The organism is Desulfobaccales bacterium, assembly GCA_041648175.1.
GTDB lineage: Bacteria > Desulfobacterota > Desulfobaccia > Desulfobaccales > 0-14-0-80-60-11 > 0-14-0-80-60-11.
Map to the genome: position 1 here is coordinate 185,972 of JBAZPO010000006.1, position 12,668 is coordinate 198,639.

Here is a 12,668-nt window from a genome sequence, read left to right on the forward strand (position 1 = left end):
AATTAAAATAATCCAAAAAGGAATGATCGTTATGGCTACAGAGGTACTTAAATTAACAGCCCAGATTGTCATTTCCCACGCCTCAATGAGCGAACTCACCCCCAAAGAATTAGTGGATGAAATTAAAGAAATCTACGGTGTGTTAGCTACGTTGGAAGGTGGCGAGGCTATGCTGGAAGCCGCTGCCGGGGTTGCTGAAAAAGGGCCGGAAGCCGAAGTAGTAAAGAAACCTTCGATTCCGTTGGACGAAATCGTGAAAGAAAAGTATGTCGTCTGCCTGGAATGCGGCAAGAAGATGCGGACCCTCAAGGCCCATCTGCGCAAAGCCCATCACCTGGCCCCGGCGGAGTATTTCCGCAGGTATAGTCTGGACCCGAAAAAATATCCCCTAGTTTGTAAAGAATACTCTGAGCAACGGCGGAAGTTAGCCAAAGAAAAGGGGTTAGGGGAGCGGGGTTTCCGGCGGAAAGCCAAAGCCTAGGATCTTTCGCCGGAAAGCCTTTATCAGTCCGTCAACCAGGAAGGGTGGCGTGTGCCTTGGGGACCGGGAGCGGTCCCTTTTTATTTTTTATATCACGGTAACAAAGGGGCGGACCCATGTGTCCGCCCTGGTCGCTTTCATCCTTGGAGCAGTCAGGTTTGGGATCAAGGTCCTTGAGTTTTCCGGCCAAGGGGGTTAAATTTAACGATTATGCGATTAAGTCTTAACTGGCTGGCAGATTTTGTGGACCTCACCATTGAGGCCCAGGCCTTGGCAGATCGGCTGACCATGGCCGGACTCGAAGTCGAGGGCGTGGAATCAGTGACCCCGGAGTTCTCCGGCGTGGTCGTGGGCAAGGTCTTGAGTGTAGAGCGCCACCCTCAGGCCGACCGGTTGCAGGTGACGGAAGTGACCACCGGCAGCCAAACCTACCGCGTGGTTTGCGGCGCCCCCAACGTCCAGGCGGGTTTGCTTTATCCCTTCGCGCCTATCGGAGCCACGGTGGCCGGCGGTCATAAAATTAAAGCCGCCAAGCTGCGGGGGGTGCCTTCCGAAGGCATGCTCCTGGCGGAAGACGAGTTGGGTCTGTCCACGGACCATGTGGGCCTGATGGAGATTCCTCAGGATCTGGCCCTGGGCCGCGATTTTGCCGAGGCCATGGGACTGGCGGATACAGTCCTGGAAGTGGCCATCACGGCCAACCGCGCCGATTGTTTAAGCATCCTGGGCCTGGCCCGGGAGATCGCCGCGCTCTTGGACCAGCCCCTGCGCCATCCTGAAGTCAAAGTGGCTCCCGCGGCCGCATCCATGCTCAACGCCCGGGTGACCATCCTGGACCCGGTGCATTGCCCCCGGTATGCCGCCCGCCTGCTCACCGGCCTGACCGTGAAACCCTCCCCCTTCTGGCTGCGCCGCCGCTTACAGGTGGCAGGCTTAAGGGCCATCAATAACCTGGTGGATGTTACCAACTACGTCCTGCTGGAGTTCGGCCAGCCCCTGCATGCCTTTGATTTTCAGCGCCTGCGCGGCGGGGAGATCGTGGTGCGCCTGCCCAAGGCGGGTGAGAGTCGTTTCGCCACCTTAGACGGCGTCGAACGCGAGCTTAATCACGAGACCTTGCTTATCTGTGATGCCGAGGGCCCTGTGGCCCTGGCCGGGGTCATGGGCGGCCTGGATTCTGAAGTCACCGCGGCCACCACCCAGGTATTGATCGAAAGCGCCTATTTCAATCCCCGCACCATCCGCCGGACTAGTAAGCGCCTGGGGCTCAGCACCGAGGCGTCTTACCGCTTCGAGCGCGGGGTGGACCCCGACGGGCTGATCCATGCCCTGGAACGGGCCACCCAGCTCATGTGCCAGGTGGGGGACGGCGCGGTGGCGGCCGAACGCCTGGATGAATATCCCAGCCCCATACAGCATCCCCGGTTAAACCTCAGGGTGTCCCGGGCCAATCAGGTGCTGGGCACCGATTATTCTTCGGAGCAAATGCTCCACTTACTGCGGCGGCTCCATCTCCCTGCCCTGGCGGTAGACGCCGAAAACCTGGCGCTCCAGGTGCCCTCCTTCCGCGGCGACCTGGAACGGGAAGTGGACCTCATCGAGGAAATCGCCCGCCTGGGAGGCTTTGACAATATCCCGGTGACCCTCCCCCACGGGGTGGTGGCCACCCGCCGGCCCGGCCCCGAGGCGCGCCTGGCGGAGGTGGCCAAAGATCTGCTCCTGGGCCAGGGGTTTTTTGAAATAGTTACTTACTCCTTCCAGCCCGACCGTTTGGGGAGCCTGGTGGAGGCGGACCCGGACGCGCCGGTTTTGCGCCTGGCCAACCCCTTAAGCGAAGAGCAGGCCAGGATGCGTTGCTCGCTGCTGCCGGGATTACTGGACACGCTGCGCCGCAACGCCTTGCAGCAGGCCCAGGATGTGCGGCTGTTCGAGCTCTCCAAGGTCTTTAACCCCCGGCCCGGAGAGGACCAGCCCAAGGAGGAACACTGGCTCACCGGACTGTTGTACGGCGTCCGGGAAGAGGCAGGCTGGAATTCTAGCCGGGACCCGGTCAATTTCTTTGATCTGAAGGGTGCGGTGGAGACCCTGTTGGATGGGCTCTTGATCCCCGACGTCACCTTCAGCCCCGAGGGCCTGCCGGGATACCTGCGCTACGGTGCGAAAGTCTTTTCCGGTAAGCGCGAACTGGGCGTCCTGGGAGAACTAAAGGGGGGAATTGGCGACAAACTGGACCTGGCGGGCGAGATCTACGCCTTCAATCTCGATTTTGCCGCCCTATGCCAGGCCGCAGTACCCCCGCTCTTTACGCCGCTCCCCCGCTATCCCGCGGTCTACCGGGACATCGCCCTGGTGCTGCCGGAGGCCGTCCCCGCGGCCCGGGCTGCCGAGGCCCTGTACTCGCATGGCCACCCCTGGCTGGTGGAAGTCCGCCTCTTTGACGTCTATGTCGGCGACCCCGTGCCTGAAGGCAAGCGTTCTCTGGCCTTTCGTCTGTCTTATCGCGACCCGGAACGGACTCTCACCGACGATTTGGTAAACAAACATCATCAGAAAGTGGTTACGGCCTTGGAGCAAGAGCTGGGTGCGGAACTGCGTTAGAGACTCTTTGTAATAACCTTGGGCGCGCCGATCATCTCCGGGTGCGCCCAAGATGTTGCCAAGCCAGAGAAAAAAGCTCCTTCCAATTTGCCCACCTCTGTTTTATCATCGTTACATCTTGATTCGGGATAAACTATCCCTAGGAGACCCCATGGACATCCTCGCCAGCCTGGCTCCCATCTTTAAGCCCAAAAGCATCGCGGTCATCGGCGCCTCCACCGCCCCCGGCAAACTGGGCCACGACATCCTGGCCAATCTGAAAAACGGCGGCTTCCCCGGCCCTTTATACCCCATCAACCCCAAGGCCGAGGAAATCCTGGGCCTCAAGGTCTATAAGGCCATCGCCGACACGCCGACGGCCCCGGAGCTGGCCGTAGTGGTGATTCCCGCCAAAATCGTGGCGCCCACGTTGGAGCAATGCGCCGCCAAAGGCGTTAAGGCCGCCATCGTCATTACCGGCGGTTTTGCCGAAGCGGGCCCTGACGGAGAGCGCCTCCAAGACGAGCTGGCCCAGGTGGTGCGCCAAACCGGCCTCCGGGTTATCGGCCCCAACTGCCAGGGGGTCAATATGCCCCATGAAGACATGTGCGCCTCCTGGCCGCTCATCACCACCAAAGGGCGCATCGCGTTTGCGTCCCAGTCCGGCACCGTGGGCGCAGCCTTCCTGGATATGGCCGCGGCGGAACACCTGGGCGTGAGCGGCTTCGTGTCGCTGGGCAACCGGGTGGACGTGGACGAAGCCGAGGTGCTCATGTACTTCAACCGGGACCCCCACACCCAGGTCATCGCCCTCTATCTCGAAGGGGTCAAGCGGGCTTCCTACTTCCTGGACGCCTTGCACGAGGCCGAAAAACCGGTGGTCATCCTTAAAGCGGGCCGCACCATTCAGGGAAGCAAGGCCGCGGAATCCCACACGAAATCCATGGCCGGGGCCGACGCCATCTACGACGCCCTGTTCCGCAAGTACCGGGTGCACCGGGCCGACACCCTGGAGGAACTCTTCGATTTTTCCAAAGCCCTGGCCTATCTCCCCAAGCCTAAGGGCCGCAAGCTCATGATTACCACATCCTCCGGCGGCGCCGCGATCCTGGCCATCGACGCAGCCGAGAAAAGCGGTCTGGTGGTCCCGGAGCTCAACTCCATCTTAAAAGAACGGCTGCGGGAGATGCTCCCGGCCCACTGTGCGGTGGGCAACCCGGTGGATTTAACCGGCGACGCCATCAGCGCCCCCGATCTCTATAAAAAGGTTATGGAAAAAACCCGGGATGAGTACGACTCCCAGGTGGTGATCTTTGGGGACCCCATCCCCGGGGCCTTCGAACAGGTCACCCCCGGCGCCAGCGAATTGGTGATCTATCTGGGCGGCGCCGACGTGGAGCGGGCAGAACGCCAGAAGTTTTATAAAGCCGGCATCCCCGTTTATCCCACTCCGGAGCGGGGAATTAAGGCCTTGGCCCAGTTTTCCCGGTTTGAGCCTCATCCGGCCCCGGCTCCGGCCCGTCCCAAGGTGGCGGTCCCGGAAGGCTTGCGTCTGCTGCCGCCTCCGGAAGCCGTAAGCCTGCTGGCCAAAGCCGGCATCCCCACCGCGGCCGCGCCCCTGGCCCTGGATGCCGACCAGGCGGTAGCCTTGGCCCAGCAATTCGGTTACCCGGTGGCCATGAAGATCTCCTCGGCGATGATCGCCCATAAAACCGATATGGGCGGAGTCTACCTGGGGCTGGCAAACGATGACGAAGTCCGCCAGGCCTACCAGGAGATCATGGACGCCACCCAACTCTACGAGCGCTGGGCCACCATCGACGGCGTCAGTATCTCGCCCATGGCCAAACCCGGCGGCCTGGAGGTCATCTTAGGGACCATCACCGATCCTCAGTACGGCCCCACCCTGATGTTCGGCCTGGGCGGCGTCAACGCCGAAATTTATCAGGATGTGACCTTTTGCCTCCTGCCCGCGGATGACGCTGAATTGGAAGATATGATCAAGCGGGTCAAAGGCTACCCCCTGCTCACCGGCTACCGGGGCCAGCCCCCCCGGGACACCGCCGCGCTCCTCGCCGCCATGAAGGCCCTGGCCATCTTCGCCGGCAAACACCCGGAACTGGACCAGATCGAACTCAACCCGTTGCTCCTTTACACCAAGGGCCTCTTTGCCGTAGACGTGCGCATCTTTTCCCGGCTTTAGGCGCTGGGGAAGGCGAGGAAAGTAAAGATTGTGCGGGGAGAGGGCCAGGGACTTCATCCCTGCCCTCTCCCCACACCCCCTTCCCAACCCGCATAAGGGGAGGCCGGGGAACCGGGGCCTGGGATCCCACTTTCCCGGCTCAAAGGTAAAAATGCAGGGTGCGCACCGCGCACCATTAATCAAATCCCGGTGGCACAGGCGTCTCGCCTGTGCTAATCTACCATTATCTCTATCTTTTCAGAGGACAGGCGCATGAAGCCCATTAAAGTTATTGTCGAAAAACATCCGGACGGCTATATCGCCTACCCCTTGGGATTAAAAGGCGTGGTGGTGGGAGAGGGTGAAACCTATGAGGAAGCCATGGCAGATGTCAGGTCAGCCATAGGTTTTCATATCGAGACTTTTGGACCGGAGGTTCTGGAGATTGATCCCCCAATTCTGGAGGCCTTTGTCGCTGAAACCGCAATTGATATTTCGTGATGAAGTTTCCGATTGATGCCCCCAAAAAGAAAAAAATAATTAGGGGTCTGGTCGGGAAATATTTATTATTAGCTCCATGAAGAAGTTTCCGGTCGATGCTCCTAAATCAAGGGTGATAAAAGCCCTCGAGATTTTAGGCTTTAAACTGGTGCGTGAAAGAGAGCATCTGGCTCTGCTCCGATTTAATCCCGACGGTAGCAAAACCCCGCTTACCATGCCTAATCATCCCTATATCAAATCATCCACCTTAAGAACTATCTGCACCCAGGCAGGAATCTCCCGAGAAGATTTCTTGGCTGCCTATGATAAAAGCTAAATGTCCCCTCTAGAATTCTTTCGCCTGCAAACCCGCCAGGAAGTCCTGGCCCTCTACGACCGCTTCCCGCCGGTGGGGGTGGAGGAGGTAGAGTTGGCCGCAGCCCTGGGCCGGATTCTGGCCGCACCCATCGCCGCGCCGGAAGATGTGCCCGGATTCTTACGCTCCACCATGGACGGCTATGCGGTGCGGGCTAAAGATACCTTCGGGTCCAGTGTGGGCGCGCCGCAATACCTGGAAATCAAAGGCGAGGTGCCCATGGGGGTGGCCCCCGAGTTGGGGATTGCAGGTGGTGAAACCCTGCGGGTGCCCACCGGCGCCATGTTGCCGGAGGGCGCGACTGCTGTGGTGATGCTGGAGTACACCGCGGAGCACCCGGACGGGACCCTGGAGGTGCGCCGGGCCGTGGCCCCCGGAGAAAATGTCCTGAAACCCGGAGAAGACGTGGCCCGGGAAGAAGAGCTCTTCCCCGCCGGGCGGCGTCTGCGCCCCCAGGAGATCGGCCTCCTGGCCGCCTTGGGGGTAACACGCCTATCGGCTTATAAAAAACCCCGGGTGGCCATTCTTTCCTCCGGGGATGAGATTGTGCCCCTTAACGAACGGCCCGGTCTCGGTCAGGTCCGGGACTCCAATGCTTATCTGGCCGCGGCCCAGGTGGCGGAATGGGGCGGCTTGCCCTTAGGCCACGGCATCATCCCCGATGATTTTGCCGCCCTGAAAGGATCTCTGGCCACGGCCCTTAAGGGAGCCGACCTGATCCTGATCTCCGGCGGCAGCTCCGTGGGCACCCGGGATCTGACCTTAAGCGCCATCCAGGCCCTCCCCGGGGCCGAGGTCCTGGTGCACGGAGTAGCGCTCAGGCCCGGCAAACCCACCATCCTGGCCTCCCTGGGGCCGGGGAACCGCACACCTCTTTTGGGATTGCCGGGGCATCCGGCCTCTGCCGCGGTAGTTATGGAAGTCCTGGGTCGTCCCCTGCTGCTGCGCCTGGCCGGGTTTACCGACCAAGCTCCCTGGGGGCGCACCCTAACCGCCAAACTGTCCCGCAACCTGGCCGGGGCCACGGGCCGGGAAGACTACGTGCGGGTGCGCCTGCGCCGCGCGGATGACATCCTTTGGGCCGACCCGATCCTGGGGCCGTCCGGTCTCCTGTCCCCCCTGGTGAAGAGCGACGGCCTGGTAATGATCCCTCTGGGGGTGGAAGGCCTCTTCAAAGGCGAAGACGTGACGGTGCGGCTCTTCGGAGGGGCTTGAGGCAACCGGTCCGTATTGGCTCCGCCCCGGCCTCTGCCCTTTGCCATCAGCAAAAAGACCTCCCCCAAGGCAATATTCCTTTATCCCAAGACCCTGATTATCCGATATAAGTATAAGCGATTGCCAAAAGTTCTTTCCTCTTATTCCCTTCTCCCCTTGTGGGAGAGGGCCAGGGTGAGGGGGGTTAATAAGAAAATAAGGAAAAACTTTTGACAATGACCACAACTGAGCGCTGGATGTGTATCAACGAGTTGTCCGGCTCACTTACTCTGCTTACTGGTGATTTCGTGAAATCCACTCTTCCCCGACCTCTCATCACCCTGCTCACCGATTTCGGAACCCGGGACGCTTACGTGGCATCCATGAAAGGCGTCATCCTCAGCCTCAATCCCGAGGCAGTGTTGGTGGATCTCAGCCACGACATTCCTCCCCAGGATGTGTGGGCCGGGGCCCTGATTCTGGCAGCGGCGGCGCCCTATTTCCCTCCCGGCACCATTCACCTGGCCGTGGTGGATCCGGGGGTGGGCGGTCCTCGCCGAGCCCTGGCCGCTCACAGCCGAGGGCACTTCTGGGTGGGGCCGGATAACGGCCTCTTCCACCTGATCTTCCGTCAAGCCTCCCCTCTGACCATCATATCCCTGGAAAATCCGGTCTATTTCCGTCCCCAGATATCAGCCACCTTCCATGGCCGGGACATCTTTGCCCCCGTGGCGGCCCACCTTTCCTTGGGGGTGGACCTGAACCGGTTAGGGCCCGGGATCACTGATCCCGTTCTCCTGGATTGGCCCGAACCTTCGTTCGGCCCGGAGGCCATCCGGGGGGAGATTGTTTATGTGGACCATTTTGGCAATCTGGTAAGCAATGTCAGCTATAGTGAGTTCGCAGCCTGGCGGGGGAATCAAGCCATAAGACTTCAGATGGGTCCTGTCACGATCCAGGGCCTGGCCCGGACATACAGCGACGGAGCTCCCGGAGAATTCCTGGCTCTGGTGGGCAGCCACGGGTTTCTCGAAATCGCCTGCGCCATGGATAATGCGGCCCGGCGCCTGAACGCCGGAGTGGGTCTGACGGTTACGATTCGCCAGGGCTAATCAGGACACGGAATAACGTGCTAAAAACGACAATTTATCCGATATAACCTTGACCCGGCCGAGGATGATAATTATTCCTAAAGAAGAGTTTTGAACGGGTTTGAACTTCCCGAAGGCTGGGCTTTGGCGGGTCGGTCTTCAGGGGCCGGCAACCAAACGAAGCAGAGGGAGGAAATGATACCCCATGGACGTTCTGATGCTATCTCGCCTGCAGTTTGCGGCGGCCACCTTTTTCCACTTTCTTTTTGTACCCCTGACCTTGGGTCTGTCCATCCTCATCGCCATCATGGAAACCATTTATGTCCGGACCGGCGATGAGGATTACCGGCGCATGGCTAAATTTTGGGGCAAAATCTTTCTGGTGAACTTTGCCGTGGGGGTGGTAACCGGGATTACCCTGGAATTTCAATTCGGCACTAACTGGTCCCGCTACTCCCGGTATGTGGGGGATATCTTCGGGTCGCTATTGGCCATCGAGGCCACCCTGGCGTTTTTTCTGGAGTCCACTTTCCTGGCGGTCTGGGCCTTCAGCTGGGATCGCCTCTCCCCTCGCTTCCACGCCGTCTGCATCTGGCTGGTGGCTTTCGCCTCCAACCTTTCGGCTGTCTGGATTCTGATCGCCAACTCTTGGATGCAGCATCCGGTGGGCTATGTGCTGCGCAACGGCCGGGCCGAAATGAATGACTTTTTGGCCGTGGTCACCCAGAGATTTGCCATTCAACAATTTTTGCATACCGTGAGCGGGGCTTATATCCTGGCGGGCTTCTTCGTCATGGGGATCAGCGCTTATCACCTGCTGCGGCGGCAGAACACGACCTTTTTCACCAAGTCCTTCCGCCTGGCCCTGGGCTTTGCCCTGATCTTCTCCATAGTTGAGATCGTCCAGGGGGACCTGCACGGCGCCGAAGTAGCCAGGATTCAACCTACCAAACTGGCGGCCATGGAATCCCTCTGGAATACTCAGGCCGGGGCCCCCATGTACCTGTTTCTGATCCCCGATCCGGCCCGCGAAAAGAACCTGATGGAGTTCGGCCGCATCCCCAACGGCCTGAGCATGTTGGCCTACAAGGACCCCCAGGCCGTGGTCAAAGGCCTCAAGGATTTCCCCAAGGATGACCGGCCGCCGGTGGCCCTGACCTTTGTCGCTTTCCGGCTCATGGTAGGACTGGGGTTCCTCTTTGTCCTCCTCACGGTGGTGGGCTGGTTCAAGCGCAAAAAACTGGAGAATAGCCCGGGCTACCTGAAGCTGATGCTTTATGCCATCCCGCTGCCCTACATCGCCCTGCAGGCCGGATGGATAGTGGCGGAAGTGGGCCGGCAGCCCTGGATCGTCTACGGCCTGATGCGCACCTCCGACGCCGTGTCTCCCATCGCCGCCTCCCAGGTGTGGGTGAGCCTGGTGGCCTTTATCCTGGTCTATTCGCTCTTGGGCGCGGTGGCGTTTTATCTGATAGCCAAATTTGCCAAGCAAGGGCCGGAACCAGCTCCGGCCGTCACTGCGGGGGAGGTCTCCTAATGTTGCCGATTATCTGGTTTATTCTCTGGGGCGTCTTGTGGGCGGTTTACTTTATGCTGGACGGCTTTGATTTGGGTATGGGGACATTCATGCCCTTTCTGGCCAAAAATGACACCGACCGGCGGGTGATCTACCGGGCACTGGGGCCGTTTTGGGATGGCAACGAAGTCTGGCTCATCACCGCAGGCGGGGTAACCTTTGCCGCCTTCCCCGCCACCTATGCCGTGATGTTTAGCGGCCTCTACTCAGCCTTGATGCTCATTCTCTTCGCCCTGATTTTAAGGGGGGTCTCCATTGCCTTCCGGGGCCAGGTGGATGATCCCCGCTGGCGGCGCCTGTGGGATACCGGCTTCTTCCTCGGCAGTTTTCTCCCAGCCCTGCTCTTAGGGGTGGCCTTTGCCAATCTCTTCAAAGGGCTTCCCATTGATGCTGAAGGCATCTTTCAGGGAACCCTGTTCACTCTGCTCAATCCCTACGGCCTCGCCGGCGGCATCCTCTTTGTACTGCTCTTCATCGTCCACGGCGCCCTCTGGCTGGCCGTTAAATCCCACGGCGACCTGCATCATAGGGCCGGCAACCTGGCGGCCAGAACCTGGCCCGTGCTCTTGATCATGGCCGTGCTCTTTCTCTTGGCCACCGTAAAATGGACCTCGCTTTTTGATAACTATGCCGCCCGGCCGGTGCTGCTCATCATTCCGGTGGTGGCAGTGGCGGCCCTCATCGCCATGCGGGCCTTTATCAAAAAAGGCCTGTGGTGGAAGGCCTGGTTCGCTTCCAGCCTGACCATCGTGGGTATCACCCTGTTTGGCGTAGTGGGGCTGTTTCCCGACCTGCTCAAATCCAGCCTCAACCCGGCCTACAGCCTGACCGCGTTTAACTCGTCTTCTTCACCCCTGACGCTCAAGATCATGTTGGGCGTGGCGCTGACCTTCGTGCCTCTGGTCATCGCTTACCAGATCTGGGTCCATTTCCTCTTCAAGGACAAGGTGAAGCCCGAAGACCTGGCGCAGGAAGAGGGCTATTGACCGCTCAATGCCTCAATAATTGCTCAGTGATCATGGCCGATTAAATTGGCCACCCTTTCGAAAATGAAAAATTCCGTAGGGGCGGGTTTTAAACCCGCCCCTACGCCTTTCATTATAAAAAGCCAAGAGGCCGCACGGTCCATGATCCGGACCGTGTGGCCAATTTATTTATATTTATATTGCCGGTAGCCGCAGGCTTTAGCCTGCGCCGGTAGGCCTGGGGGGGCCAGGAATCATGTCATGGGGCCGGCAAGATTCCCCCTAAGATTTTCCTTGTATAAACAACAGTTCTATGTAAAATTTGTTTATACTACTTTACTTATAGACTGAGTTATGCCCCGAGGAAAAGCTAAATATATCCGTTGTGAAGGAGACGGAGGGGACCTCTTTTTGATCAACGAGGTCTCCCGGCTGGTCAACCTCTCCCAGAAACGCATCCGGGAATATGAAAAAGAAGGGTTTATCAAACCCTTAAGGGAGAAGAACACCAACAACCGGCTCTATTCCAATTTTGATGTGTCCCAGATCAATCAGATCAACAGCCTTATCCACGATCGGGGCTTCACCCTGGCGTGCCTGCGCAACCTCATGGTCCTGGCCCCTTGTTGGAATATCTACGATTGCGACAAGAAAGAAGCCTGTCCTGCGTTTCAACTCCCCTGGCGGCCCTGTTATGAAGTGCGCGAATATCGCGGCACATTGTGCGAGGGTCCTTGTCCCCGCTGCGCCGTCTATCTCAACCGCGCCGTCAAGAGGGAAAAAATCCTGCAAAAATATACTCTTGAGCCTTGAACGCACCGCCGTCTGCCCCGCCAACCTCAGCCTCCTCTCCTGCGCCCGAAGAAAAGGCCATCGCTATCGTAGGGCCGTCTAACTCCGGCAAGACCGAACTCACGTGTGGCTTGCTCAAGTGGTTTGCCGCCCAGAATCTCAAGGTGGCAGTCCTGAAGCACTCCCACAAACAATTTCTGGGGGATGAAAACAAAGATACCGGGCGCTACCGCGCTGCGGGGTCGCGGCTGGTGGCTTTGGCGGCCCCGGGCCTGCTCCAGATTAACCGATCGTCTCCCGGCGAGCCATCGCTTGCGGGGATCCTGTCCCAACTGGCTCCTGAGGTCGACTTGATCCTGGTGGAGGGCTATAAGACCAGCGACCTCCCCAAGATCGGGGTGGTGGGGCCTGACGTTCCCCCAGCCCTGCCGGACTATCCCCGCCAGGTCGCCTGGGTCAGTTCAACGCCGCTCGCCACGGACCTGCCGGTCTTTCATCCCGGACAAGTGGCTGAAATCGGCCGCTTTATTCAAACTCAGCTTGGATGCTCTGAGGTCCGATGAGGCCGTATAAAATGGTGGCACAGGCGTCTCGCCTGTGCTAATGGCTGCGGCTCCCCAAATTGGCTATTATAGCGTTTGCCAAAAGTTTTTTCCGTAATAGGAGACACCTTAACACCCCAAATCCCCCCTACCCCCCTTTGGCAAAAGGGAGAACTATAAGGAATTACTTATAAAGTCCCCCTTTGAAAAAGGGGGATTTAGGCAGCAGTGTCCGGTTTGGTTTTTGCAAATGAGGAAGTTCGTTGGGCGTAGTCCAACAGCTCAAAAATTCGCTGCGCACTTCCGGCTCCGAGAAGATTACTTCCCCCTCACCCTAACCCTCTCCCCCATTGGGGAGAGGGGAAAAAGTGGAACCGATTTAATGCCTTATGGTTACTAAAACGGCCACATC

The 12,668-nt window shown here is 59.0% G+C and carries 11 protein-coding genes; all 11 read left to right on the forward strand.

Annotated features, from left to right (window positions below; all coding sequences use genetic code 11):
* Positions 1-31: 31 nt before the first annotated feature.
* The 11 genes from WC600_08075 (at position 32) to mobB (ending at position 12,277) form a co-directional block, all read left to right on the forward strand.
* Complete coding sequence (locus tag WC600_08075) at positions 32-481, forward strand: MucR family transcriptional regulator (GenBank protein ID MFA4902689.1); 450 nt, start codon at positions 32-34, stop codon at positions 479-481.
* A gap of 210 nt (positions 482-691) precedes the next feature.
* Positions 692-3,079 carry a phenylalanine--tRNA ligase subunit beta gene (gene pheT, locus WC600_08080; GenBank protein MFA4902690.1) on the forward strand — a complete coding sequence of 796 codons (2,388 nt, stop codon included), beginning with the start codon at positions 692-694 and terminating at the stop codon, positions 3,077-3,079.
* 151 nt (positions 3,080-3,230) lie between these two features.
* Positions 3,231-5,261, forward strand: a complete 2,031-nt coding sequence (locus WC600_08085; GenBank protein ID MFA4902691.1) for an acetate--CoA ligase family protein — start codon at positions 3,231-3,233, stop codon at positions 5,259-5,261.
* A gap of 252 nt (positions 5,262-5,513) precedes the next feature.
* Positions 5,514-5,741 (forward strand): hypothetical protein, encoded by a 228-nt coding sequence (locus WC600_08090; protein MFA4902692.1) that lies wholly within the window; start codon positions 5,514-5,516, stop codon positions 5,739-5,741.
* A 76-nt stretch (positions 5,742-5,817) separates the two neighbouring features.
* Positions 5,818-6,057: a type II toxin-antitoxin system HicA family toxin gene (locus tag WC600_08095; GenBank protein ID MFA4902693.1), complete on the forward strand. Its 240-nt coding sequence runs from the start codon at positions 5,818-5,820 to the stop codon at positions 6,055-6,057.
* The gene (gene glp, locus WC600_08100) at positions 6,058-7,311 is read left to right on the forward strand and encodes a gephyrin-like molybdotransferase Glp (GenBank protein ID MFA4902694.1); all 1,254 of its coding nucleotides are present in this window, start codon (positions 6,058-6,060) and stop codon (positions 7,309-7,311) included.
* Positions 7,312-7,526: 215 nt separating this feature from the next.
* The gene (locus tag WC600_08105) at positions 7,527-8,402 is read left to right on the forward strand and encodes an SAM-dependent chlorinase/fluorinase (GenBank protein ID MFA4902695.1); all 876 of its coding nucleotides are present in this window, start codon (positions 7,527-7,529) and stop codon (positions 8,400-8,402) included.
* 184 nt (positions 8,403-8,586) lie between these two features.
* A complete protein-coding gene (locus WC600_08110; GenBank protein MFA4902696.1) occupies positions 8,587-9,918 on the forward strand; it encodes a cytochrome ubiquinol oxidase subunit I in 1,332 nt (443 codons plus the stop codon).
* Entirely contained in the window at positions 9,918-10,943 is a 1,026-nt protein-coding gene (cydB, locus tag WC600_08115; GenBank protein MFA4902697.1) for a cytochrome d ubiquinol oxidase subunit II, read from the forward strand. Before WC600_08110 ends, cydB begins: the two co-directional genes overlap by 1 nt.
* Positions 10,944-11,333: 390 nt before the next feature.
* A complete protein-coding gene (locus WC600_08120) occupies positions 11,334-11,735 on the forward strand; it encodes a MerR family transcriptional regulator (protein MFA4902698.1) in 402 nt (133 codons plus the stop codon).
* Positions 11,732-12,277 carry a molybdopterin-guanine dinucleotide biosynthesis protein B gene (gene mobB, locus WC600_08125; protein ID MFA4902699.1) on the forward strand — a complete coding sequence of 182 codons (546 nt, stop codon included), beginning with the start codon at positions 11,732-11,734 and terminating at the stop codon, positions 12,275-12,277. Before WC600_08120 ends, mobB begins: the two co-directional genes overlap by 4 nt.
* Positions 12,278-12,668: the final 391 nt, after the last annotated feature.